This window comes from Streptomyces sp. NPDC052064 (genome assembly GCF_055585925.1).
In genome coordinates this window covers 18,345-41,070 of the sequence record NZ_JBVJJE010000017.1, presented here as the reverse complement: position 1 = coordinate 41,070, position 22,726 = coordinate 18,345, and the positions used below count along the sequence as shown (strand labels likewise).

At 70.4% G+C, this 22,726-nt stretch carries 24 protein-coding genes; 14 read left to right on the top strand and 10 right to left on the bottom strand.

What is annotated here, in order from left to right:
- Positions 1-24: 24 nt before the first annotated feature.
- The 5 genes from ACZ6TU_RS35420 to ACZ6TU_RS35400 are packed head-to-tail and all read right to left on the bottom strand — an operon-like array spanning position 25 to position 4,187.
- On the bottom strand, positions 25-984 hold the full coding sequence (locus tag ACZ6TU_RS35420) for a glycine betaine ABC transporter substrate-binding protein (protein ID WP_467667907.1): 960 nt from the start codon (positions 982-984) through the stop codon (positions 25-27).
- Positions 981-1,802, bottom strand: coding sequence for an ABC transporter permease (locus ACZ6TU_RS35415; protein ID WP_467667909.1), 822 nt, complete (start codon positions 1,800-1,802; stop codon positions 981-983). Before ACZ6TU_RS35415 ends, ACZ6TU_RS35420 begins: the two co-directional genes overlap by 4 nt.
- Positions 1,799-3,058 (bottom strand): betaine/proline/choline family ABC transporter ATP-binding protein, encoded by a 1,260-nt coding sequence (locus tag ACZ6TU_RS35410; RefSeq protein WP_467667911.1) that lies wholly within the window; start codon positions 3,056-3,058, stop codon positions 1,799-1,801. Before ACZ6TU_RS35410 ends, ACZ6TU_RS35415 begins: the two co-directional genes overlap by 4 nt.
- Positions 3,051-3,698 carry an ABC transporter permease gene (locus tag ACZ6TU_RS35405; protein ID WP_469552955.1) on the bottom strand — a complete coding sequence of 216 codons (648 nt, stop codon included), beginning with the start codon at positions 3,696-3,698 and terminating at the stop codon, positions 3,051-3,053. Before ACZ6TU_RS35405 ends, ACZ6TU_RS35410 begins: the two co-directional genes overlap by 8 nt.
- Positions 3,699-3,716: 18 nt before the next feature.
- Positions 3,717-4,187, bottom strand: coding sequence for an Lrp/AsnC family transcriptional regulator (locus ACZ6TU_RS35400; RefSeq protein ID WP_351406546.1), 471 nt, complete (start codon positions 4,185-4,187; stop codon positions 3,717-3,719).
- Between the two features lie 123 nt (positions 4,188-4,310).
- Between ACZ6TU_RS35400 and hppD the strand changes: the two genes are divergently transcribed.
- Together hppD and ACZ6TU_RS35390 are read left to right on the top strand one after the other, a co-directional pair.
- Positions 4,311-5,456: a 4-hydroxyphenylpyruvate dioxygenase gene (hppD, locus tag ACZ6TU_RS35395; RefSeq protein WP_467667915.1), complete on the top strand. Its 1,146-nt coding sequence runs from the start codon at positions 4,311-4,313 to the stop codon at positions 5,454-5,456.
- A gap of 199 nt (positions 5,457-5,655) precedes the next feature.
- A complete protein-coding gene (locus ACZ6TU_RS35390) occupies positions 5,656-7,077 on the top strand; it encodes an FAD-binding oxidoreductase (RefSeq protein ID WP_469552953.1) in 1,422 nt (473 codons plus the stop codon).
- 29 nt (positions 7,078-7,106) lie between these two features.
- Here the strand turns inward: ACZ6TU_RS35390 and ACZ6TU_RS35385 are convergent, their stop codons facing one another.
- Entirely contained in the window at positions 7,107-7,517 is a 411-nt protein-coding gene (locus ACZ6TU_RS35385) for an SsgA family sporulation/cell division regulator (protein WP_467667919.1), read from the bottom strand.
- 244 nt (positions 7,518-7,761) lie between these two features.
- On the opposite strand from ACZ6TU_RS35385, the gene ACZ6TU_RS35380 reads away from it, so the two are divergent.
- Positions 7,762-9,564 carry an RDD family protein gene (locus ACZ6TU_RS35380; protein WP_469552951.1) on the top strand — a complete coding sequence of 601 codons (1,803 nt, stop codon included), beginning with the start codon at positions 7,762-7,764 and terminating at the stop codon, positions 9,562-9,564.
- A gap of 117 nt (positions 9,565-9,681) precedes the next feature.
- Entirely contained in the window at positions 9,682-10,299 is a 618-nt protein-coding gene (locus ACZ6TU_RS35375; protein ID WP_467667923.1) for an RDD family protein, read from the top strand.
- Between the two features lie 50 nt (positions 10,300-10,349).
- Here the strand turns inward: ACZ6TU_RS35375 and ACZ6TU_RS35370 are convergent, their stop codons facing one another.
- Positions 10,350-10,628, bottom strand: coding sequence for a hypothetical protein (locus ACZ6TU_RS35370; protein ID WP_469553002.1), 279 nt, complete (start codon positions 10,626-10,628; stop codon positions 10,350-10,352).
- A 437-nt stretch (positions 10,629-11,065) separates the two neighbouring features.
- Here ACZ6TU_RS35370 and ACZ6TU_RS35365 point away from each other — a divergent pair, with 437 nt between their 5' ends.
- Positions 11,066-13,423, top strand: coding sequence for an immune inhibitor A domain-containing protein (locus tag ACZ6TU_RS35365; protein ID WP_469552949.1), 2,358 nt, complete (start codon positions 11,066-11,068; stop codon positions 13,421-13,423).
- Between the two features lie 134 nt (positions 13,424-13,557).
- Entirely contained in the window at positions 13,558-13,902 is a 345-nt protein-coding gene (locus tag ACZ6TU_RS35360) for a hypothetical protein (RefSeq protein WP_467667927.1), read from the top strand.
- A gap of 18 nt (positions 13,903-13,920) precedes the next feature.
- Here the strand turns inward: ACZ6TU_RS35360 and ACZ6TU_RS35355 are convergent, their stop codons facing one another.
- Both ACZ6TU_RS35355 and ACZ6TU_RS35350 read right to left on the bottom strand, forming a co-directional pair.
- Positions 13,921-14,511 carry a nicotinamidase gene (locus ACZ6TU_RS35355; protein WP_467667929.1) on the bottom strand — a complete coding sequence of 197 codons (591 nt, stop codon included), beginning with the start codon at positions 14,509-14,511 and terminating at the stop codon, positions 13,921-13,923.
- Between the two features lie 113 nt (positions 14,512-14,624).
- Positions 14,625-15,971, bottom strand: a complete 1,347-nt coding sequence (locus ACZ6TU_RS35350) for a nicotinate phosphoribosyltransferase (protein WP_467667931.1) — start codon at positions 15,969-15,971, stop codon at positions 14,625-14,627.
- Positions 15,972-16,068: 97 nt separating this feature from the next.
- On the opposite strand from ACZ6TU_RS35350, the gene clpS reads away from it, so the two are divergent.
- The 7 genes from clpS to ACZ6TU_RS35315 all read left to right on the top strand — a co-directional run bounded on the left by clpS (position 16,069) and on the right by ACZ6TU_RS35315 (position 20,902).
- Complete coding sequence (gene clpS, locus ACZ6TU_RS35345; RefSeq protein ID WP_020270284.1) at positions 16,069-16,386, top strand: ATP-dependent Clp protease adapter ClpS; 318 nt, start codon at positions 16,069-16,071, stop codon at positions 16,384-16,386.
- A gap of 32 nt (positions 16,387-16,418) precedes the next feature.
- On the top strand, positions 16,419-17,027 hold the full coding sequence (locus ACZ6TU_RS35340; RefSeq protein WP_469552946.1) for a DUF2017 domain-containing protein: 609 nt from the start codon (positions 16,419-16,421) through the stop codon (positions 17,025-17,027).
- 341 nt (positions 17,028-17,368) lie between these two features.
- On the top strand, positions 17,369-18,793 hold the full coding sequence (locus ACZ6TU_RS35335) for an amino acid permease (protein ID WP_467667935.1): 1,425 nt from the start codon (positions 17,369-17,371) through the stop codon (positions 18,791-18,793).
- A 143-nt stretch (positions 18,794-18,936) separates the two neighbouring features.
- Positions 18,937-19,359 (top strand): M67 family metallopeptidase, encoded by a 423-nt coding sequence (locus ACZ6TU_RS35330; protein ID WP_279545644.1) that lies wholly within the window; start codon positions 18,937-18,939, stop codon positions 19,357-19,359.
- A 98-nt stretch (positions 19,360-19,457) separates the two neighbouring features.
- The gene (locus ACZ6TU_RS35325; RefSeq protein WP_020270288.1) at positions 19,458-19,553 is read left to right on the top strand and encodes a putative leader peptide; all 96 of its coding nucleotides are present in this window, start codon (positions 19,458-19,460) and stop codon (positions 19,551-19,553) included.
- Between the two features lie 113 nt (positions 19,554-19,666).
- Positions 19,667-19,945 carry a MoaD/ThiS family protein gene (locus tag ACZ6TU_RS35320; RefSeq protein ID WP_306966691.1) on the top strand — a complete coding sequence of 93 codons (279 nt, stop codon included), beginning with the start codon at positions 19,667-19,669 and terminating at the stop codon, positions 19,943-19,945.
- A 6-nt stretch (positions 19,946-19,951) separates the two neighbouring features.
- Positions 19,952-20,902 carry a PLP-dependent cysteine synthase family protein gene (locus tag ACZ6TU_RS35315; protein ID WP_467667938.1) on the top strand — a complete coding sequence of 317 codons (951 nt, stop codon included), beginning with the start codon at positions 19,952-19,954 and terminating at the stop codon, positions 20,900-20,902.
- A gap of 390 nt (positions 20,903-21,292) precedes the next feature.
- Here ACZ6TU_RS35315 and ACZ6TU_RS35310 read toward each other — a convergent pair whose 3' ends face one another.
- Positions 21,293-21,736, bottom strand: coding sequence for a type II toxin-antitoxin system PemK/MazF family toxin (locus ACZ6TU_RS35310; protein ID WP_467667940.1), 444 nt, complete (start codon positions 21,734-21,736; stop codon positions 21,293-21,295).
- Between the two features lie 211 nt (positions 21,737-21,947).
- Between ACZ6TU_RS35310 and ACZ6TU_RS35305 the strand changes: the two genes are divergently transcribed.
- Positions 21,948-22,700: an MBL fold metallo-hydrolase gene (locus tag ACZ6TU_RS35305; RefSeq protein WP_467667942.1), complete on the top strand. Its 753-nt coding sequence runs from the start codon at positions 21,948-21,950 to the stop codon at positions 22,698-22,700.
- Positions 22,701-22,726 lie beyond the last annotated feature (26 nt).

Below are 22,726 nucleotides of genomic sequence, written 5' to 3'. Positions count from 1 at the left end.
AGGGTTTCTTTGCAACTCCCTTCGTCACCTCTCCCTGACGAGTCCCTCCGCCACCATCCAGTCCAGCGCCACCTGGTGCGGATCCTCCCCCTCCACATCCACCTTCGCGTTCAGCGTCCGCGCCACCCCGTTGTCCAGCCTCGCCGTCACCGGATCCAGCACGTCCGCGATCGCCGGCCACTCCTTCAGCGTCCTGGCGTTGACCATCGGCGCGGCGTTGTAGTTGGGGAAGAACGTCCTGTCGTCCGCCATGACCGCCAGGTTCATGGAGTTGATGCGCCCGTCGGTGGTGAACACCTCCCCGTACGGGCAACTCCCCTTCGACGTCTGGGTGTAGATGATCCCCGTGTCCATCTGCGTGATGCTCCGCGCCGGCAGCTTCATCCCGTACGCCCGCTGCATGCCCGGCAACCCGTCCGCCCGGTTGGCGAACTCGACCTCCACGCACAGCTTCACCGCCTCCGGGGCGGACTTCGCCAGCTTCGCCACGTCCGACAGGGTCTTCGTGCCGTACTTCCTCGCGTTCCGCTGGTTCATCGCCAGCGCGTACGTGTTGTTCAGGGACGACGGCCGCAGCCAGGTCAGCCCGTTCCCAGCGTCGGCCTTCCGCACCGCCTCCCACTGCTCGTGCGGATCGGCGATCGGTTTGCTGTTCCCCAGGTAGGTGATCCAGGCCGTCCCCGTGTACTCGTACCCGGCGTCGGCGTCGCCCTTGCGGACGGCCTCGCGGCTGCCGATGGAACCCTGGATGCCCGTGCGGTCGAGCACCTCCGCGCCGGCCGCCTCCAGGGCGATGCCCATGATCGCGCCCAGGATCAGCCCCTCGGTGAACGACTTCGACGTCACGGTCAGGCTCGCGCCCTTCAACGGCTCGCCCCGCCCGACCGACCCGGGCCGCACGTCGTCCGCCATGGGGGAGCCGCTGGTCAGGCCACAGCCCGCGACCAGCAGCCCCGCTGCCACGAGGTACCTGCGCCGTCTCATGGCTGGAGTCCCCGGGGCCGCAGGAGCACTTCCGCCAGCGAGGCCAGCCAGTCCACCAGCAGCGCCAGGACCACCGTGAGGATCGAGCCCAGCACCAGTACCGGCATCCGCTGGTTGGTGATCCCGGTCGTGATCAGCACGCCCAGCCCACCGCCCCCGCCGAAGACCGCCAGGGTCGCCGTGCCGACGTTCAGGACGAGGGCCGTGCGTACACCCGCGAGGATCAGAGGGACCGCGAGGGGGAGTTCCACCCGGGTCAGGACTCCCACCGGCGACATGCCGATGCCCCGCGCCGCCTCCAGCAGGGTCGGGTCGTTCGCCTTCAGGCCGGTGATCGTGTTCGACAGCACGGGCAGGACGGCGTAGGCGATGATGCCGATCAGGGCGGCCCTGCGGCCGATGCCCAGCCAGATGACGAGGAGCGCCAGCAGACCGATCGCGGGTGTCGCCTGGCCCGTGTTGGCGAACGCCATCGCCACCGGGGCGGCCCTGCGGAACGCCCCGCGGGTCAGCAGGATCCCCAGCGGGATCGCGATGATCAGCACGAAGAACGTGGAGATAGCGGTCAGTTGGATGTGCTGCCACAGGGCCTTCGAGACCTGGCCGCCCGACAGGGCGTTCCGGGACAGCGCGTCCAGGTCGGCCCGCCGGAACCAGAGCCAGGTGGCGAGCAGTACGGCCACCAGGGCGACGGGCAGGACGGTCAGCTTCTGCCAGCCGACGTGCCGGGGCGGCGGGCCGGGTGGCGTCCGGGGCTCCTCGGTCTCGTCTTCGTCCGCCGGTCCGGGGGCGGTGCGCACCGGACCGGGAGCGGTCACCGCGTCCCTCCCAAGCCGCCCACGCTCGTGACGCCCCCGCCGCCGTCCTGTTCCGCGTGCGTCTGCGCCGCCCGCAGTTCCTCCAGCTCGTGCTGGTGCTCCAGCGCGTCGAGCCGGTCCGCCTTCAGCATGTCGTGCACGGAGTTCATGAGCGTCTCCATGTCGACGACGCCCGTGTACTCACCCCGCCGTCCGGTCACCGCCACCCGCCCCGCGTTGTCGGTGAGCACCGCCTCCAGCGCGTCCCGCAGGGTCGCGTCCCGGGTGACCGTGTCGTGCACCGGCGTCCCGGCCCGGGCCAGCGAGCCGCGGGCCCGCATCAGGTCGCCGCGCCGGAGCCACTTGTACGGGCGGCCGCGCCGGTCGAGCACCAGGACCTCGTTGGTGCCGCCGGCCCGCAGCCGGTTGAAGATCTGCTGCAACGGGTCGTCGATCGTCACCGTCGGGTAGTCGGTGATCTCCACGTCCCGTACGCGGGTCAGGTTCAGCCTCTTCAGCGCCGCCCCGGCGCCGACGAACCCGGACACGAAGTCGTCCGCCGGGTTGGTGAGGATGGCCTCGGGGGTGTCGAACTGCGCGATGTGGGACCGCTCGCGCAGGACGGCGATCCGGTCGCCGATCTTGATCGCCTCGTCGAAGTCGTGCGTGACGAAGACGATCGTCTTGTGCAGCTCGTGCTGGAGCCGGATCAGCTCGTCCTGGAGATGGTCGCGGGTGATCGGGTCCACCGCCCCGAACGGCTCGTCCATCAGCAGTACCGGGGGATCGGCGGCGAGGGCCCGGGCCACGCCCACCCGCTGCTGCTGGCCGCCGGAGAGCTGACGCGGGTAGCGGCCGTGGAACTCGCCGGGGTCGAGGCCGACGAGGTCGAGCAGTTCCTCGGTCCGCGCCCGGATCCGGGCCTTCGGCCAGCCGATCATCCTCGGTACGAGCGCGATGTTCTGCGCGACCGTCATGTGCGGGAAGAGCCCGGCGGACTGGATCGCGTAGCCGACCTTGCGGCGCAGCCCGACCGGGTCGATGTCGGTGACGTCCTCACCGTTGATGCGGATACGGCCGCCGGTCGGCTCGATCAGCCTGTTGATCATCTTGAGCGTGGTCGACTTGCCGCAGCCCGAGGGGCCGACGAAGACGACGACCTCGCCCGCCTTGATCTCCATGCTCACGTCGTCCACGGCCGGCTGCGCACCGCCGGGGTACCGCTTGGTCAGGTTCTCCAGCTCGATGGAGGCCCCGTGGTCACCGGTCTCAGGCACGGATCCCCCTGGGAATGGTCAGCCGCCCGATCAGGACGTACGCGGCGTCGAACAGCAGCGCCAGGACGATGATGCCGAGCGTTCCCGCGAGGACCTGGTTGAGCGCGTTGGCGCTGCCCAGCGAGGCCAGGCCGCGGAAGATGACGTTGCCGAGGCCGGGGCCGGAGGCGTACGCCGCGATGGCCGCGATGCCCATCAGCATCTGGGTCGCGACCCGGATCCCGGTCAGGATCGGCGGCCAGGCCAGCGGCAGCTCGATCCGCAGCAGCCGGGCCGCCCGGGACATCCCGATGCCCGTGGCCGCGTCCACCAGCGACGGGTCGACCCCGCGCAGCCCGACGATCGCGTTGCGCACGACCGGCAGCAGCCCGTACAGCGTCAGCGCGATCACCGTCGGCGCCACGCCCAGGCCCACGACCGGGATGAGCAGCCCGATCAGGGCGAGCGCGGGGACGGTCAGGACGGTGGCGGTGGTCGTGGTCGCGAGGTTCCCGGCCCACTCGCTGCGGTAGGTGGCGACGCCGATCAGGACCCCGAGCACGGTCGCGACGACCATGCACTGGAAGACGGCGCCGGCGTGCTGGTAGGCGTCCGTGAGCAGCTGCTGGTGCCGGCCGGCCAGATACTCCCAGAAGGTCACAAGCGCTCACCCCACGACTCAGGTCTCCTCCGCGGCCTGCTCCACCAACGGGATGATCCGCAGCGGCACCGGGTTCTCCATGACGATCGCCGTGGAGGCCCGGACGATGCCATCAAAACCGACGACCCGGTCGATCACACGCTGGAGATCGGCGTTCGAGCGGGCCACCAGCCGGCACAGCATGTCCCCGCTGCCGGTGGTGGTGTGCAGCTCCAGCACCTCGGGCACGGTCGCCAAGTGCGCCCGGACGTCGGCGCCTTGGCCCTGCCGGATCTGGAGCGTCGCGAAGGCCGTGACCGGGTAGCCGAGCGCCGCCGGGTCCACCTGCGGGCCGAAGCCGCGGATGACTCCGTTCGACTGAAGCCGGTCGAGCCGCGCCTGCACCGTGCCGCGGGCCACTCCCAGTCGCCGGGACATCTCCAGCACCCCGATCCGCGGTTCCCGGGCCAGCAGCAGGATGATCCGGCCGTCCAGATGATCGATCGCCACAGCAGCCTCCCGGCATGGTCATCCTGTACAGAAATGCCGTCGATACGACCGTATTGCTGAACAGATTGCCCAGCGGACAAGCAAACTATTGCGCACCTTGCCGAGTGGGGAGACCCTGCGGCTATGACGCAGACCACACACCACACTCCCGACACCGCCCGGCAGGCCGACCCCTTCCCGGTCAAGGGAATGGACGCGGTCGTCTTCGCCGTGGGCAACGCCAAGCAGGCGGCGCACTACTACTCCACCGCCTTCGGCATGAAGCTGGTCGCCTATTCCGGACCGGAGAACGGCAGCCGCGAGACCGCTGCTTACGTCCTGGAGAACGGCTCCGCCCGCTTCGTCCTCACCTCGGTCATCAAGCCGTCCAGCGACTGGGGCCACTTCCTCGCCCGGCACGTGGCCGAGCACGGCGACGGAGTCGTCGACCTCGCCATCGAGGTGCCGGACGCACGCGCCGCGTTCGCCTACGCCGTCGAGCACGGCGCCCGCCCGGTCGCCGAACCGTACGAGCGGAAGGACGAGCACGGCACGGTCGTCCTGGCCGCCGTCGCCACCTACGGCGAGACCCGCCACACCCTCGTCGAGCGCTCCGGCTACGACGGCCCGTACCTGCCCGGTTTCGTGGCGGCCCAGCCGATGGTCGAGCCGCCCGCCCACCGCACCTTCCAGGCCATCGACCACTGCGTCGGCAACGTCGAACTCGGCCGGATGAACGAGTGGGTCGGCTTCTACAACAAGGTGATGGGCTTCACGAACATGAAGGAGTTCGTGGGCGACGACATCGCCACCGAGTACAGCGCGCTGATGTCGAAGGTCGTCGCCGACGGCACGCTCAAGGTCAAGTTCCCGATCAACGAGCCGGCCATCGCGAAGAAGAAGTCGCAGATCGACGAGTACCTGGAGTTCTACGGCGGCGCGGGCGTCCAGCACATCGCGCTCAACACCAACGACATCGTCCAGACGGTCCGCACCATGCGCGCGGCCGGCGTCGAGTTCCTCAACACGCCCGACTCCTACTACGACACGCTGGGGGAGTGGGTCGGCGAGACGCGGGTCCCGATCGACACCCTGCGCGAGCTGAAGATCCTCGCCGACCGCGACGAGGACGGCTACCTGCTGCAGATCTTCACCAAGCCGGTCCAGGACCGTCCGACCGTCTTCTTCGAGATCATCGAGCGCCACGGCTCGATGGGCTTCGGCAAGGGCAACTTCAAGGCCCTGTTCGAGGCGATCGAGCGAGAGCAGGCCCGCCGCGGCAACCTGTGACCCGGGCCGCCCCGGTCAGGTCGTGCGGGTGTCACGGGGCACCCGCACGACCTCACTCCCCGTCCGTCTCCGGCACCTCGTCCGGCGGCTTTCCCACGGTTCTCCGTGGCGCTCACGGTGCGTCAGTACGACGACCACACCCGGGCAGGTGAAGGGTGCCGCCGACGGGGTTCACACCGATGGCCGCGGGTGCGAACCTGTGATCATGAGCCGTATCGAAGCGCCCCGCTCCGACGACGCAGACACCGCAGCGACCGGCGACCTCGTCGACCTGCTGCTCAACGGCCTGCCCGCCGAGGCCGTCCTCACCGACCCCGACGTCACGGCCTCGTACGCCCACGACATGGCGAGCTTCTGCCCGGCCGGCGCCCCGGCCGTGGTCGTCCTGCCCCGCACGGTCGAGCAGGTCCAGCACGTGATGCGCACCGCCACCGCCCTGCGCGTCCCGGTCGTCCCGCAGGGCGCCCGCACCGGCCTGTCCGGCGCCGCCAACGCCTCCGACGGCTGCGTCGTGCTCTCCCTGACCAGGATGGACCGGATCCTGGAGATCAACCCGGTCGACCGCATCGCCGTCGTCGAGCCCGGCGTGATCAACGCCGCCCTCTCCCGGGCCGTCGGCGAACACGGCCTGTACTACCCGCCGGACCCCTCCAGCTGGGAGATGTGCACCATCGGCGGCAACATCGGCACGGCCTCGGGCGGCCTGTGCTGCGTGAAGTACGGGGTCACCGCCGAGTACGTCCTCGGACTGGACGTGGTGCTGGCCGACGGGCGGCTCCTGTCCACCGGCCGCCGCACCGCCAAGGGCGTCGCCGGCTACGACCTGACCCGTCTGTTCGTCGGCTCCGAGGGCTCGCTCGGCATCGTCGTACGGGCCGTGCTCGGCCTGCGCCCCAAGCCGCCCGAGCAGCTCGTGCTGGTTGCCGAGTTCGCCTCCGCGGCCGCCGCCTGCGACGCCGTGTGCCGCATCATGGAGGGCGGCCACGTCCCGTCACTCCTCGAACTCATGGACCGTACGACGGTCAAGGCCGTCAACGACCTGGCACAGATGGGCCTTCCGGAGAGCACCGAGGCCCTGCTGCTCGCCGCCTTCGACACCACCGCCCCGGCCGCCGACCTCGCCGCCGTCGGCGCGCTGTGCGAGGCCGCCGGCGCCACCCAGGTCGTACCGGCCGACGACGCGGCGGAGTCCGAACTGCTCCTCCAGGCACGGCGGTTGTCGCTCATCGCGCTGGAGGCCGTCAAGGGCGTGACGATGATCGACGACGTGTGCGTGCCCCGCTCCCGGCTCGCCGAGATGCTCGAAGGGGTCGACCGGATCGCCGAGAAGTACCGGCTCACCATCGGGGTCGTCGCCCATGCGGGGGACGGCAACACGCATCCGACGGTGTGCTTCGACCCGGCGGACCCCGACGAGTCCCGGCGCGCCCGCGAGTCCTTCGACGAGATCATGGCCCTCGGCCTGGAACTCGGCGGCACCATCACCGGCGAGCACGGCGTCGGCGTACTGAAGAAGGAGTGGCTGGCGCGCGAGATCGGCCCCGTGGGGATGGAGATGCAGCGGGCCGTCAAGCAGGCCTTCGACCCGCTGGGCATCCTGAACCCGGGCAAGCTGTTCTGACGGCCGTGTCCTCACCGGCCTCACAGGCCTCACCGGGCGAGCAGCTCGGTCAGCTCGTCGTCGAGGCCGGGCTGCTCGCCCTCCGTCCCCGGCGGGACCACCCGCAGCGTGCGCTCCAGCCAGGCCGACACCTGCGCCGCCGGGGCCTCCAGCAGGGCGTCCCCGTCGGGTGAACTCAGCGCCATCAGTACGACGCTGCGCCCCTCGGCCTTCGTCGGCCACACCCGCACGTCCCCCCGCCCGCACGGCCGGAACACGCCCTCCACCAGCAGGTCCCGGGCGAACGTCCAGTGCACGGGGTGCGCGGAGTCGATGTGGAAGGTGACGTGCACGGCGTACGGATCGTCGGTGACATACCCGAGCCGGGCCGGAACCGGGATCCGGTGCTCCGGCGACAGGACGAGTTTCAGCTCCAGTTCGCGTTCCACCACGGTGTGCATGGCGGTGTTCCCTTCTCCGCACGGGTGCCCGCGAGGGCCGGTCGGGAGGAGAGAGCGCGCGGGGGCGGCGGCATTACGCGCGTTGCCGGAATTTTTTTCGCAGGGGGAGGCGTCGGGCCGCGCGATCCGTAGCACATCAGTGCTCGAAAGGGGTGGGTCCGGTGGGAGCGGCGGTGGGGGTTGCGCGCGTCTGATAGATGTGGAGGCCCCCATTTGGCCCTCGAGCAGATACGGGACGACGGAGATGAGCGCCCCAACCCCGGCCCCCGGTGACGACAGGCCCCGCGAAGGTTATTACCCGGATCCGTCCATTCCTGGATACGTCCGGTACTGGAACGGTGCGTCCTGGGTACCGGGCACCAGCCGTCCCGCGCCCAAGGACGGCGAGACGCTCGCACCGCCTCCCGGCGCGGGGACGGAGCAGCCCGGCGCCTCCGGCTCCGCCTCGGCCTCGGTCGAAGAGACCGGTCCGCACTTCTTCGACGAGGACCCGGCCGACGAGCCGTCCCCTGCCGACGCCCAGCACGGCAGCCGTCCCGAACCCGCGTCCGCCTGGGGCGCCGACCGCTCCCGGCAGGCCGGCTTCGGCGGCGACCAGGACCGCCGCGTCTCGTGGGGCGCACCGCAGGGCGCGCAGGGCGCCGATCCGCGGGTGCCGCACGCCGACCGGCAGCCGTCCGGCGAGTCCGCCGGCACCGACGGCACGGCGAACTCCCCCGAGTTCTCGGCTTCGCTCGACCAGGGGGGACCCCCTTCCCCCACCGACCAGGAGGCGAACGCCGCGGCCGCCGGCAGCACGTTCGTCTTCCGCCGCCCGACGGGGAAGTCCGGGGGAGGGGCCTCCGCCGATGCCCCCGACGAGGGCACGATGACGTTCCGCGCGGTGTCGCCGCGTCCGGGCACGGCCGCGTCCGGAGGCGGCTCGAAGCCCGCCGGGGGCTCCGGCGGCAACTCGGGGACTCCCGGGTTCGGTTCTGCGGGCTCGGGCGGTTCGGGCAGTGGCCCGGCGGCGTCCGGGTTCGGTGCGCAGCCCGGGTCGGGCGGTTCCGGTGGCAACCCGCCCGGGTCTGGGTTCGGCCCTCAGGGAGGGGCGGCGGCCTCCGGTGCCTCGGGCTTCGGGGCGGCGGGCTCGGCCGGCCCGGCGGCGTCCGGTTTCGGGGCCCAGGCCGGCCCGGGCGGGAACCCGGTGGGACCCGCCTTCGGCGCGCAGGGCGGTGTGGCCGGCTCCGCGGACGCCTCGAACCGCCCCGGCTTCGGTGCCGGGAAGGCCGCCGCCGCCCGGGCCGCCGCACAGGCCGACCCCGGCGTCCAGGCCTCCGCAGTCGCCCCGGCTGCGCTGTCCGGGCCCCAGTCGGCGCCCACCGTCCCCCCGCAGTCCGGCGGGCCCCAGCCCGGCCCCGCCTCCGCCGCCGCACCCCTCAGCGCCGGCCCCGGTGGCGGTCAGTCCTCCTGGGCGCAGCAGGTGCACCGGCTCGCCGGAGAGGGCGGCGGTGACGATCAGCCCGTCGCGCCCTGGAAGCCGCCGACCGAGGACGTGTTCCAGGCGGCCGCGCGGCGCCAGGCGTCGGCCCGCCCCGCGGCGCTCGGCAAGCGGCTGGCCGCCCGGCTGCTGGACACCCTCGTCCTCGCCGGCATCACGGCCGGGGTCGCCGTACCGCTCGGCATCAAGGCGATCGACCACGTCAACGAGAAGATCGAGGAGGCCAAGCTCTCCGGCGAGACCGTCACGGTCTGGCTGCTCGACGGCACCACGTCGGCGTACCTCGGCATCGTCCTGGCCGTCCTGCTGCTCGTCGGCGTCGTCTCCGAGGTGCTGCCCACCGCCAAGTGGGGCCGCACCCTCGGCAAGAAGCTGATGGGGCTCGACGTACGGGACATCGAGGGCCACGACGCCCCGGAGTTCGGCGCGGCCCTGCGCCGCTGGCTGGTCTACAGCGTGCCCGGACTCCTCGTCGTCGGGATCGTCGGCATCGCCTGGTGCCTCTTCGACAAGCCGTGGCGCCAGTGCTGGCACGACAAGGCCGCGCACACGTTCGTGGCGGGCTGAGCGGCACCCGTATGTCCGTCACGGGACGGCGGCGTACCGCTGCGGCACCAGGGAGTCCGTACTTCGGACGGCCGCCCGCCGGATGCGGAGCCGGGCAGTACGCGGTCGACTCGGGCCATGAGCAGTGAACCGCCCCCCGGCTCCGGTCAGCAGCCCCCGGAAGACGATCCGTTCAGGAAGCGGCCCCCGGGCGAGCAGCCCGGCGAGGGCGCGGGCTCGCCCTACGACGGCCCTCCCAGTGGTGGCCCCTACGGCGGCGGCTCCTACCCCACCGACCCCCTGGCGGGCATGCCCCCGCTCGCCGACAGCGGCAAGCGCACGCTCGCCCGCATCATCGACATGATCCTGGTGGGCGCCGTCGTCTGGCTGCTCACCTGGGGCTTCGGCGTCAACGAGTACGACGTGGACAGCGACCGCATCGAGGTCGGCAAGTCCTTCGGGCAGTCGGCGGTCGCCGCCGTCCTCTACATCGCCTACGACACCCTCCTGACCGCGCGCACCGGCCAGACCCTCGGCAAGAAGCTGCTGCACATGCGGGTGGCCAACCTCGACAACGGCGCCACGCCCTCCGGGCAGACCGCGCTGATGCGCGCGGCGGTGCTGTGGATCCCGTTCGCCTTCTGCTGCGCCTGCCTCTGGACCGTGATCTCGGGCGGCTGGAGCTTCCTCGACCGGCCCTACAAGCAGGGCCTGCACGACAAGGCGGCCAAAACGGTCGTGGTCAGCACCGACTGAGGCACCGCACCGACAGAGGCAACGCGAGGTACAGACGGATCAACCGGCGGTCAGGAGACCGCCCGCTCGCGCACCGGCTCCGGGGCCGGCGCGGGCACCGAGGCCCGTACGGGTTCCTGGGGCGCGGGCTGTTCCACCGCTGCCGGGCGCTTCCCGGGCAGCGGCACCGTCATGGCGACCAGCAGCCCGAGGGCGAGCGCCGCGACGGCGATGACCGCGATCCCCACGCCCGAACTCGTCTGTGACAGCAGCAGCAGGGCGAGGGTCGAGAAGATCACGGTGCAGGAACCGTAGGCGAGCTGTGCGGCAGTCGGACGGGGCATGGCCATCATGTCCTCGAAAGTGGGGGTCCACGGGGGTGTCGGCCTGGCATTCCGCCAGCTTCCGGGCGTTCCGCCAAGTGACATTCTCATCGGCAGGGTGCCCGAGTGGAACGAACGGTAAGCGTGACCTAACCAACAGGGCCGGAGCACAGGGGGCGCACGGAGTCATGGCGTCCAGGTAGTGGACATATGCGCGCGCCCACCGGACGGTGGCACGTGCCTGCCGGGCGGCGGACACCGCTGCCCGGGCACCAGCCTGGTTGTCCGTAAAACGAACGCCGACTCCGCATAGTGCACTTGACCTGTTCAAGTCAAGGTCTGTCTTTTCTTCTAAACCTCTAGTCAAATGTCGTCACTTGACTACACGCGTTGATCACGCGCGCGCGGGCCCCTTCACACCAGACCCCTTCCTCCGCGCGCACGAACGCGGGGGAGGAACTCAAGTGACCAGTAGACCCTGGACGTTCAGAGCGGCCGCGATAGGCGTGGCGCTCGCGGCGGCCACGGCCACCGGCTCCGCATTCGGTGTGGCCCAGGCCGACGACACCTCCGCTCCCAGGTCCACCACCGTGGACCGGCACGACCCGGCGGATCGCCACCACGGCGAGCACGACCTCGAAGGCCCGCTGAGCAAGACCCAGGAGGCCCAGCGCCAGGAGGCCCTGAAGCAGGTCATATCCGGCAAGAACACGGTCAAGAACCGCGACGGCTCGAAGGTCGTCCAGCTCAAGAGCAAGAAGGGCGACAGCAAGTACGTCGAGCTCGGCCGCGAGAAGACCGACAAGATCTTCACCATCCTGGTCGAGTTCGGCGACAAGGTCAGCGAGTTCGGCGGCACGCCCGGCCCGCTGCACAACCAGATAGCCAAGCCGGACCGCAAGAAGGACAACTCCACGGCCTGGCGGGCGGACTACGACCAGGAGTACTTCCAGGACCTCTACTTCGGCACCGGCAAGAAGACCGAGTCGGTGAAGAAGTACTACGAGAAGCAGTCCTCCGGCCGCTACTCGGTCGAGGGCGAGGTCTCCGACTGGGTCAAGGTCCCCTACAACGAGGCCCGTTACGGCAACAACGCGTGCGGTGACACCAACTGCCCGAGCGTGTGGAACGTCGTCAGCGACGGTCTGAACGCGTGGGTCTCCCAGCAGAAGGCAGCTGGGAAGACCGACGCCGAGATCAAGGCGGACGTCAAGCAGTACGACCAGTGGGACCGCTACGACTTCGACGGCGACGGCGACTTCAACGAGTCCGACGGCTACATCGACCACTTCCAGGTCGTGCACGCCGGTGAGGACGAGTCCGCGGGCGGCGGCGCGCAGGGCGAGGACGCGATCTGGGCCCACCGCTGGTACGCCTTCGGCACCGACGCCGGCGCCACCGGCCCCGCGGACAACAAGCTCGGCGGTGCCAAGATCGGTGACACCGGCATCTGGGTCGGCGACTACACCGTCCAGCCTGAGAACGGCGGACTCGGCGTCTACGCCCACGAGTACGGCCACGACCTCGGCCTGCCGGACCACTACGACACCACCGGCGGCGGCGACAACTCCACCGGCTTCTGGACCCTGATGTCCTCCGGCTCCTGGCTGGGCACCGGCAAGAACGAGATCGGTGACCTGCCCGGCGACATGACCGCCTGGGACAAGCTCCAGCTGGGCTGGCTCAAGTACGACAGCGCGAAGGCCGCGACGAACTCGTGGCACAAGCTGGGTCTCGCCGAGTACAACACGAAGCACAAGCAGGCCCTCGTGGTCGAGCTGCCCAAGAAGGCCGTCACCACGGAACTCGTCACCCCGGCTCAGGGCGCCACCCAGTGGTGGAGCGGCAGCGGCAACGACCTGAAGAACACGCTGACTCGTTCCGTGGACCTGACCGGCAAGGCGTCGGCGTCCCTGACCCTCGACGGCTGGTACGAGATCGAGGCCAACTACGACTACCTCTACACCGAGGTGTCGACCGACGGCGGCGCCAACTGGACCGCGCTCGACGGCACGGTGGACGGCCGGCCGCTCCCGCGGGACGGCAGCGACAAGCCGGCCCTGACCGGCACGGCCGACGCCTACAAGAAGCTGGCGTTCCCGCTGGACGCCTACGCGGGCAAGAAGATCGACCTGCGCTTCCGCTACCAGACCGACGGCGGCCTGGCGATGAAGGGCTTCGCGGCCGACCGCATCGCCGTGACCGCCGACGGTGCCGCCGTCTTCTCCGACGACGCCGAGTCCGCGGACGCGGCCTGGAAGGCCAACGGCTTCTCCCGCATGGGCGCGTCCTTCACCGAGGACTACGCGCAGTACTACATCGCGGAGAACCGCCAGTACGTGTCGTACGACAAGACCCTCAAGGTCGGCCCGTACAACTTCGGCTTCTCCGGCAGCCGTCCGGACTGGGTGGAGCACTACGCGTACCAGAACGGACTGCTGATCTGGAAGTGGGACACCTCCCAGGCGGACAACAACACCAGCAAGCACCCCGGCACCGGCCTGCTCCTGCCGATCGACTCGCACCCGACCGCGCTGAAGTGGTCCGACGGCACGCTGATGCGCAACCGCATCCAGAGCTACGACGCGCCGTTCAGCAAGTACCGCACGGACGGCCTGACGCTGCACATGGCGGACGTGGCGACCCGGATCCCGTCGTCGAAGGGTGTGCCGGTCTTCAACGACCGCACCAACGACTACTACGACGAGACGAACGAGACCGGCGGCGTCAAGATCACTGACACCAACACCAAGATCAAGATCATCAAGGAGGCCAAGGACGGCTCGACGATCGAGCTCGAAGTAGGCCCCGCAGCGAAGTAAATCGCGTCTTCCCAGGTCAGAGCATGATCGGCGGTGACCCCCTGGCGGGTCACCGCCGATCCGTGTTTAGGTGCGTCCTGTGGTTCTCTTATTGACACCGACCGACACACCGACCGACACGGGGGTATGACCGCATGGCCGCAGGAGGCTTCTGCAAGCTGCCGAACGGCACCGTGGTGGTGGCACTGAACCTGCCCAGCCCCGCCGTCGACGGCCCCGGCTCCGTCCGCGTGCTCGTCCACGCGGCGAACCGCGCCCGAGCCCTGACCAGGCTCCGCAACCTGGGGATGCGCGCGGTCTACCTGCGCGGCAACGCCGCGCCACCGTCCCCCGACGAGATCACAGCGGTCCTGCACCACCCCGACGGCCTGATATGGCGCACGGCCCCTGACAACGGTGTCGTGGGCGGCCCGGACCTCGCCCTGGAACTGTGGCGCCCGATCAGAGCCCTCCTGCGCCGTCCGACGGCCCAGACCTGACCCTCGGGGCCTACCGCATCACTGGACGACCGGCTTGCCCGAGAGCTCCACGCCCGCCTCGCGCAGCTCCTCCAGGGCCCGCTCGGTGGTCTCCTGGGCCACGCCCGCCGTGAGGTCGAGGAGGACGTGGGTGCGGAAGCCCTCCTCCGCGGCGTCCAGGGCCGTGGCGCGTACGCAGTGGTCCGTGGCGATGCCGACCACGTCGACCTCGGTGACCTCGCGGGAGCGGAGCCAGTCGGCCAGTTTTGTGCCGTTCTCGTCCGTCCCCTCGAAGCCGCTGTACGCCGCCGCGTACGCGCCCTTGTCGAAGACGGCGTCGACGGAGCCGGACGCGACGGCGGGGGCGAAGTTCGGGTGGAAGCCGACGCCCTCCGTGCCGGCGACGCAGTGCGCGGGCCAGGAGCGGACGTAGTCGGGGTTGGTGGAGAAGTGGCCGCCGGGGGCGATGTGGTGGTCGCGGGTGGCCACGACGTGCTGGTAGCCGGACCCGGCCGCCTGCCCGATCAGCTCGGTGACGGCGGCGGCCACGTCGGCACCGCCGGACACCGCGAGGCTGCCCCCCTCGCAGAAGTCGTTCTGCACGTCTACGACGATCAAGGCGCGGCGCATGGTCGGTGTCCTTCGGCTATGAGGTCGGCAAGCCCGGCCGCTGAACTTCCGAGCCTATTGACATGGAGGAGGAGACGGGAGGGGGCACGGGTCGGCGCATCGCGGCACACCCCCTAGCTACCCGAGGCTCCGTGCGCGTACTCCGTCGGAATGACGGGCTCCCCGCGCGAGAGCTGTGTGGCCGACATCGGGAGTCCCGCTCGCGCCGCCGCGTGCCGGTCCCGGGCCGCGTCCAGCGGCTCACGGGCGACGACCTCGCCGCCCTTGACCAGCTCCACGAGCAGCTGCCGGTCCGCGAGATCCGCCGGCACCGGCCCGGTGCCGACCACCTCGGCCTCGGCGACCCCGTAGGAGTCCAGCCGCCGCGCGGCCCACTTGCGCCCGCCCACGGACGTCTTGCCCCCGCTCGACTTCTTCGCCACCGGCACCAGCGGCGCGTCCGGCCCGGTGGACTCGGCCCGCGCGACCAGCTTGTAGACCATGGAGGACGTCGGGTGCCCGGACCCGGTCACCAGCTGGGTACCGACGCCGTACGCGTCCACGGGCGCCGCCGCCAGCGAGGCGATCGCGTACTCGTCCAGGTCCGAGGTCACGATGATCTTCGTGTCGGTCGCGCCCAGCTCGTCCAGCTGCTGCCGGACCCGGTGCGCCACCAGCAGCAGGTCGCCGGAGTCGATCCGCACGGCCCCGAGCCCGGTCCCGGCGACCTCCACGGCTGTACGGACCGCCTCGGCGACGTCGTAGGTGTCCACCAGCAGCGTCGTGCCCCGCCCCAGCGTGTTCACCTGGGCCTGGAAGGCGTCCCGCTCGCTGTCGTGCAGCAGGGTGAAGGCGTGGGCGGAGGTGCCGACGGTGGGGATGCCGTAGCGGAACCCGGCGGCCAGGTCCGAGGTGGTCGCGAAGCCGCCCACGTACGCGGCCCGGGACGCCGCCACCGCCGCCAGCTCGTGCGTGCGCCGGGCGCCCATCTCGATCAGCGGCCGGTCCCCGGCGGCCGACGACATGCGCGAGGCGGCCGCGGCGATCGCCGAGTCGTGGTTGAGGATCGACAGGATCACGGTCTCCAGCAGCACGCACTCGGCGAAGGTGCCCTCGACCCGCATGATCGGCGAGCCCGGGAAGTACACCTCGCCCTCGGGGTAGCCCCAGATGTCCCCGCTGAAGCGGTAGCCGGCGAGCCACTCGAGGGTCTCCCCGCCGACGATCTCGCGCTCGCGCAGGAAGTCGAGGACGCCCGCGTCGAAGCGGAAGTTCTCCACCGCGTCCAGCACCCGCCCGGTGCCCGCCACGACGCCGTAGCGGCGCCCGTTCGGCAGGCGCCGGGTGAAGACCTCGAACACGCTCCGCCGCTCGGCCGTGCCCGCCTCCAGGGCGGCCCGCAGCATCGTCAGCTCGTACTGGTCCGTGAAGAGCGCCGTCGAGGGAACATCCACCGGCAGCCCAAGGTCCGCTGTGTTCATGAGCGGGATCGTACCCCCATTTCGTCAGTCTGACGATTTACGTCAAGGCCCCCGACTTCCAGGCCCGTTTGTGCGACTACCCCCCTCGGGTGGCAGCATGGGCAGTGTGACGTCACCCGCGCCCCTGGAGATCGAACGGACCGAGTCGGCGGAGGAGGTCTTCGCCGTCCCCGAGCCGGACCTCCCCTGGGTCACCATCGTCCACAACGACCCGGTCAACCTCATGAGCTATGTGACGTACGTCTTCCAGACGTACTTCGGCTACTCCAAGGACAAGGCCACCAAGCTCATGCTCGACGTCCACCACAAGGGCCGGGCGGTCGTCTCCAGCGGCAGCCGCGAGGAGATGGAACGCGACGTGCAGGCCATGCACGGCTACGGCCTGTGGGCCACCCTCCAGCAGGACCGCAAGTAGCCAGCTCCCCGCCCAGCAGTGAAAAGGCGTTCATGCCCGGAACCTTCGAACCGCTTCCCGGCGGCGGCGCGGCCGTCGCCCTCGACGACGTCGAGATCTCCATCATCCGGTCGCTGGCCGTCCAGCTCCTGGAGCTCATCGGCCCCGGCCCCGCCGAGGACGCCCCCGACGACCCGCTCGCCGAGCTGTTCGCCGAGGGCCCGAGCGAGCCGCCCGCCGACCCGGTGCTCAAGCGCCTCTTCCCGGATGCCTACAGCGACCCCGAGCAGCCCGCCTCGCCCCGGGACGCCGAGGAGCAGCGGGCGTACTCCGCCGAGTTCCGCCGCTACACCGAGAACGACCTGCGGGCCGGCAAGCGGGACAACGCCCTCGCGGTGATCCGCTCCCTTGACGCGCTCTCCTCGGCCTCGGCCGGCGAGGGCGGCGCGGTGCTGAAGCTGTCGGTGGAGGAGTCGCAGCGGTGGCTGGGCGCCCTGAACGATCTGCGGCTCGCGATCGGCTCGCGGCTGGACATCACCGACGAGGAGGACACCGACCTCCTCTACCGCCTCCCGGACGAGGAGCCGCGCAAGCCGATGGTGATGGCCTATCTGTGGCTGGGCGGCCTTCAGGAGACGCTGGTCGAGACCCTTATGCCCTGATCCGTGCAGGTTCTGTGACCGCGGGGTGACCGATCGGTGTTCGCTCAGAGGACGCTCAAATCCGGATAACGATCCCGTCACCGCTCTCGCCTTCTATGCCGACTTCGGCTGCACTTTGTCCGGTTTTCCCTGTGTGGTGTGTCACAAGCCGTCCGTGTGATCACTGCTGCCGTCGTGATAAATCTTCACGATCGCCCGGCCGACACCACCCGAATGTTCGGCCGGGTGCGCCACCGAGCCGGTAACCGCCGGCCAGGCACCACTCCAGCAATCCGGGGGGATCGAGACCCGATCCGAGGCCGACGAAGGCCCGGGTCGGCATGGAGAAAGGCGCACCACACATGACCTCTGCGCAGGTCGACACGGAAAACGTCCCCGAGGAGGGGTACGAGCGCGGGCTCGGCAGTCGCCAGGTCCAGATGATCGCGATCGGCGGCGCCATCGGCGTCGGTCTGTTCATGGGTGCCGGAGCGAACATCGCCAAGGCCGGGCCCAGCATCATCCTCATGTACGCCCTCGCGGGCGTCGTCATCTTCTTCATCATGCGGGCGCTGGGCGAACTGCTCCTCTACCGGCCCGTCTCCGGCTCCTTCGCCGAGTACGCCCGCGAATTCCTCGGCCCGTTCTTCGGATTCGTCACGGGCTGGACGTACTGGCTCATGTGGGTGGTCACCGGCATGGCCGAACTCACGGCCGCCGCGATCTACATCCACTTCTGGTTCCCCGAGATCCCGCAGTGGGTCAGTGCCCTGGTCTTCCTGGTAGTGCTCTTCGGCGTCAACCTGATCTCCGTCAAGATCTTCGGCGAGGTCGAGTTCTGGTTCTCGATGATCAAGGTCACGGCCATCATCGGCATGATCGTCATCGGCCTCGGCGTGCTCACCCTCGGCTTCTCCGACGCCGGTGACACCGCCACCGTCTCCAACCTCTGGTCGCACGACGGCTTCTTCCCGAACGGCATCGGCTCCAGCCTGATGACGCTCCAGGGCGTCATGTTCGCCTACCTCGCCGTCGAGCTCGTCGGCGTCACCGCGGGCGAGTCCGAGAACCCCGAGAAGACCCTGCCCAAGGCCATCAACACCCTGCCCTGGCGCATCATCGTCTTCTACGTCGGCGCGCTGCTGGTGATCCTCTCCGTCGTCAAGTGGACCGAGTTCTCCGAGGGCGAGAGCCCGTTCGTCCACGCGTTCGGCGAGATCGGCATCCCGCTCGCCGCGGGCATCGTCAACTTCGTGGTGCTCACCGCGGCCCTGTCGTCCTGCAACTCGGGCATGTACTCCACCGGCCGGATGCTGCGCGACCTGGCCTCCAACAGTGAGGCGCCGCAGGCGTTCGGCAAGCTCAACGCCCGCAAGACGCCCGCCGTCGGCATCACGGTCTCCGTGGCGCTCATGGGCATCGGCGTCGTTCTGAACTACGTCGTCCCGGAGAAGGCGTTCCTCTACGTCACCTCCGTCGCCACCGCGGCCGGCATCTGGACCTGGATGATGATCCTCGTCAGCCACATCCGCTACCGCGCCGCCGTCGACGCGGGCCGGCTGCGCGCCTCGTCCTTCCCCGCTCCCGGCGGGGCGCTCTTCAGCTGGGTCGCGCTCCTCTTCCTCGTCGGCGTGACCTGCATGATCGCGTACGACAAGGACGCGCGGGTCTGCCTGTACGTCGCGGCCGGCTGGGCCGTCGCCCTCGGTATCGGCTGGGCGATCCTCAAGAGCCGCAACCCGCAGATCGCCGAGCGCCGCGACGCGGAGTTCGAGAAGGTCGGCTGAGCCGGCTGACGAACCAGTCAGGACGTCCAGCCGCAGGGAGCACTCGTGGCGCCCCCTGCGGCTGCCGCTCAGGGCGTCCGGCATGTGGGCCGTTCCGTACCAGCCATCGGTACGGAACGGCCCTTCTGCTTATCCTGACGAGCATGCTGACCATCACCCAGGCCCTCGTCGACCAGATCGTCGCCCACGCGCGCAAGGACCACCCCGACGAGGCGTGCGGCGTCGTGGCGGGCCCCGCGGGCTCGGACCGCCCCGAGCGCTTCATCCCCATGCTGAACGCGGCCATGTCGCCCACGTTCTACGAGTTCGACTCCGGCGACCTGCTCAAGCTCTACCGCGAGATGGACGATCGCGACGAGGAGCCGGTGGTGATCTACCACTCCCACACGGCGACCGAGGCCTACCCCTCCCGCACCGACATCTCGTACGCGAACGAGCCCGGCGCGCACTACGTCCTCGTCTCCACGGCCGACACAGACGGGGCCGGAGAGTTCCAGTTCCGCTCGTTCCGGATCGTGGAGGGCGAGGTCACGGAGGAGCAGGTCGAGATCGTCGAGGCGTACTGAGCGGGCCTGAACAGCGCGGTCTCACTCCCCGGCCTGAAATCGTCCGCGATGTGGGATCACATTCCAGAACCCGGACCGGGAATCGATACGATGAGCGCATGGTTTTCCACGACGTGAGCGACAAGACGCCGGGCATGCTGCTCGTGGCGCGGCTGCACGTCGACCTGTGCAGGCTCGCCAGCGCCATCTGTTGACGCCGACCCTGCCGCCGTACGGCCGTGAGCCGCGGCGCTGCACACACGCACCACCCCGCTGTTCTTGCGCTGCCGCGCGCCCGACTGACTACTCCCGACAGGAGCCCTGAGCCATGGCCATCGAGGTCCGCATCCCGACCATCCTCCGCCAGTACACCGACGGTCAGAAGGCGGTGGAGGGCAGCGGTGACACCCTCGCCGAGCTGTTCGCCGACCTCGAGACGCGGCACGCCGGCATCCAGGCCCGCATCGTGGACGGCGACCAGCTGCGCCGCTTCGTCAACGTCTACCTGAACGACGAGGACGTGCGCTTCCTCGACGGCATCAACACCAAGCTGACGGACGGCGACAACATCACGATCCTGCCGGCCGTGGCCGGCGGCATGGTCTGATCACCTATGCGATACGACTCACCCCTGGCCGCGGTCGGCAACACCCCGCTGGTGCGCCTGCCGCGGCTGTCGCCGTCCGCCGACGTGCGTATCTGGGCGAAGCTGGAGGACCGCAACCCGACCGGGTCGGTCAAGGACCGCCCGGCCCTGCACATGATCGAGCAGGCGGAGAAGGACGGCCGGCTGACCCCGGGTTGCACCATCCTGGAGCCGACCAGCGGCAACACCGGCATCTCCCTGGCCATGGCGGCGAAGCTCAAGGGCTACCGCATCGTGTGCGTGATGCCGGAGAACACCTCGCAGGAACGCCGGGACCTGCTGGCCATGTGGGGCGCCGAGATCATCTCCTCCCCGGCCGCGGGCGGCTCCAACACCGCCGTGCGCGTCGCCAAGGAGCTCTCGGCCGAGCACCCGGACTGGGTGATGCTCTACCAGTACGGCAACCCGGACAACGCGGGTGCCCACTACGCGACGACGGGCCCCGAGATCCTCGCGGACCTGCCCTCCGTCACCCATTTCGTGGCGGGCCTCGGCACCACGGGCACGCTCATGGGCGTGGGCCGCTACCTGCGCGAGAACAAGCCGGACGTCCAGATCGTCGCCGCCGAACCGCGCTACGACGACCTGGTCTACGGCCTGCGCAACCTCGACGAGGGCTTCGTCCCCGAGCTGTACGACGCGTCGGTCCTCACCACCCGCTTCTCGGTCGGCTCCGCGGACGCGGTCACCCGCACCCGCGAGCTGCTCCAGCAGGAGGGCATCTTCGCCGGCGTCTCCACGGGCGCCGCGCTGCACGCCGCGCTCGGCGTGGGCCGCAAGGCCGTGAAGGCCGGCGAATCGGCGGACATCGTGTTCGTCGTCGCCGACGGCGGCTGGAAGTACCTGTCGACGGGCGTCTACACGGCGGCCACGACGGAGGAGGCCATCGAGACGCTCCAGGGGCAGCTCTGGGCGTAACCCGACGGCGGATCACACGAGAAGGGCCGGAGTGAGGACTCCGGCCCTTCTGCGTTTCCGACCCGCAGTCCCGGCGGCAGCCCGGACCCGGCCCGGTCCTCGGGCCGCTCGGGTTCCCGGGCGCGGTCCCCCCCCGGCGGCAGGCGGGTGGTCCGCCGGGGTGCCGGCCGCGGTTACGGGCTGGCGTGCTGGTGCCATACCTGCTGCTTCGACGGCTGGGGCGAGGGTGGTGGCCGACGGTCCGGTCTTCGGCCGGGCTTCGGCTGGGGGGCGGGGGGCCGTGGCGGGCCGTAGCGCCCGGTCGTCGCGTCGGCCGATCCGCCGGTCGTCGCGGTCGGCCCGTGGCCGGTCCGGTGGCATGTTCCTGCGGGGACGTGTGAGTTCCGGCTCTCAGCCGGCCAGGTACCGCACCTGGTCCCACAGCGCCGGGTCCACCACCCCGACCCGTCGCCGGAAGCCCCACACCGGGACCTCCCGCAGTTCGTCCGTCTCCAGGAAGCTCGTGCGGCCCTGGGGGTCGCCGACCGAGCCCGGGGGGAGGGGAATCACGCCGGTGCGCTCGTGCCGGAACCGGGTGGTGATCTTCGCGACCGTCGCCCGCTCCCCGCGCACCGCCAGCACCAGGCAGGGCCGGTCCTTCGTGCGGACCTCGTCCTCGTAGGGAACGTCCGCCCACCAGATCTCCGCCGGCTGCGGCAGGCCCGCCACCGTGGCGGTTCCAACCGCCGTCCGGCCCCGCCGCGCCGACGACCGCCGCCCCCAGCCGTCGACGAGCGTGGCGACGAGCGCGAGCAGTACCACCGCGGCGAGCGCCAGCCACCAGGACGTGTCCATACTGAGACGGTACCGGCGCCGTCCCTCCCACGCGCCCCCCTCACAAGGATCACGCCGCGCCCTGCCAGCCGAACCGGTGACACCACAGGTGAGTTCGCCCACAACGGCCCTTGGCGGAGGAGCGACCGGAGGTTTTGCGCCTTACGCTCGACGCACCGCACGACCCCCGACGCCCCTCTCAGACATTCCCGCCAGCGGAGGTTTCTGCTTCATGAAGCTCACCGTCGTCGGCTGCTCGGGGTCGTTCCCGTCCGCGGAATCGGCCTGCTCGAGCTACCTCGTCGAGGCCGACGGCTTCCGGCTGCTTCTCGACATGGGCAACGGTGCCCTGGGCGAGTTGCAGCGCCACTGCGGTCTCTACGACCTCGACGCGATCTTCCTCAGCCATCTGCACGTCGACCACTGCATCGACATGTGCGCGTACTTCGTCGCGCGCTACTACCGCCACGACGGCGGCCGCTGCGATCCGCTCCCCGTCTATGGACCGGAAGGCACGGAACACCGGCTGACCACCGCCTACGCGGACACCCCCTCCGCCTCCTCCATGAGCGAGGTCTTCGACTTCCACACGGTCAAGCCGTCCACCTTCGAGATCGGCCCGTTCACGGTGCACACCGAGCGGGTGGCCCACCCCGTGGAGGCGTACGGCATCCGCGTCGAACACGACGGCAAGGTCCTGACGTACTCCGGCGACACCGGTCTGAGCCCTGCCCTGGACGAACTCGCCCGGGACGCCGACCTGTTCCTGTGCGAGGCGGCGTTCACGCACGGCAAGGAGAACATCCCCGACCTGCATCTCAACGGCCGCGAGGCGGGCGAGACGGCGGCCCGGGCAGGTGCCCGGCGTCTGGTCCTCACGCACATCCCGCCGTGGACGGACCCCCAGGTCAACCTGGCCGACGCCCGCGCGGTGTACGACGGTCCGGTCGACCTCGCGGCACCGCGGCAGACGTACGAGGTCTGAGGGCCTGTCCGGCACACGAGCACGAC

What these genes read in the sequence shown, in the direction of transcription:
- ACZ6TU_RS35420 (WP_467667907.1), bottom strand. Translation starts at nt 984, where the DNA reads ATGAGACGGCGCAGGTACCTCGTGGCAGCGGGGCTGCTGGTCGCGGGC.
- hppD (WP_467667915.1), top strand. Translation starts at nt 4,311, where the DNA reads ATGACGCAGACCACACACCACACTCCCGACACCGCCCGGCAGGCCGAC.
- ACZ6TU_RS35385 (WP_467667919.1), bottom strand. Translation starts at nt 7,517, where the DNA reads ATGCACACCGTGGTGGAACGCGAACTGGAGCTGAAACTCGTCCTGTCG.
- ACZ6TU_RS35380 (WP_469552951.1), top strand. Translation starts at nt 7,762, where the DNA reads ATGAGCGCCCCAACCCCGGCCCCCGGTGACGACAGGCCCCGCGAAGGT.
- ACZ6TU_RS35375 (WP_467667923.1), top strand. Translation starts at nt 9,682, where the DNA reads ATGAGCAGTGAACCGCCCCCCGGCTCCGGTCAGCAGCCCCCGGAAGAC.
- ACZ6TU_RS35370 (WP_469553002.1), bottom strand. Translation starts at nt 10,628, where the DNA reads ATGGCCATGCCCCGTCCGACTGCCGCACAGCTCGCCTACGGTTCCTGC.
- ACZ6TU_RS35360 (WP_467667927.1), top strand. Translation starts at nt 13,558, where the DNA reads ATGGCCGCAGGAGGCTTCTGCAAGCTGCCGAACGGCACCGTGGTGGTG.
- ACZ6TU_RS35355 (WP_467667929.1), bottom strand. Translation starts at nt 14,511, where the DNA reads ATGCGCCGCGCCTTGATCGTCGTAGACGTGCAGAACGACTTCTGCGAG.
- ACZ6TU_RS35350 (WP_467667931.1), bottom strand. Translation starts at nt 15,971, where the DNA reads ATGAACACAGCGGACCTTGGGCTGCCGGTGGATGTTCCCTCGACGGCG.
- clpS (WP_020270284.1), top strand. Translation starts at nt 16,069, where the DNA reads ATGGGCAGTGTGACGTCACCCGCGCCCCTGGAGATCGAACGGACCGAG.
- ACZ6TU_RS35340 (WP_469552946.1), top strand. Translation starts at nt 16,419, where the DNA reads ATGCCCGGAACCTTCGAACCGCTTCCCGGCGGCGGCGCGGCCGTCGCC.
- ACZ6TU_RS35335 (WP_467667935.1), top strand. Translation starts at nt 17,369, where the DNA reads ATGACCTCTGCGCAGGTCGACACGGAAAACGTCCCCGAGGAGGGGTAC.
- ACZ6TU_RS35330 (WP_279545644.1), top strand. Translation starts at nt 18,937, where the DNA reads ATGCTGACCATCACCCAGGCCCTCGTCGACCAGATCGTCGCCCACGCG.
- ACZ6TU_RS35325 (WP_020270288.1), top strand. Translation starts at nt 19,458, where the DNA reads ATGGTTTTCCACGACGTGAGCGACAAGACGCCGGGCATGCTGCTCGTG.
- ACZ6TU_RS35320 (WP_306966691.1), top strand. Translation starts at nt 19,667, where the DNA reads ATGGCCATCGAGGTCCGCATCCCGACCATCCTCCGCCAGTACACCGAC.
- ACZ6TU_RS35315 (WP_467667938.1), top strand. Translation starts at nt 19,952, where the DNA reads ATGCGATACGACTCACCCCTGGCCGCGGTCGGCAACACCCCGCTGGTG.
- ACZ6TU_RS35310 (WP_467667940.1), bottom strand. Translation starts at nt 21,736, where the DNA reads ATGGACACGTCCTGGTGGCTGGCGCTCGCCGCGGTGGTACTGCTCGCG.
- ACZ6TU_RS35305 (WP_467667942.1), top strand. Translation starts at nt 21,948, where the DNA reads ATGAAGCTCACCGTCGTCGGCTGCTCGGGGTCGTTCCCGTCCGCGGAA.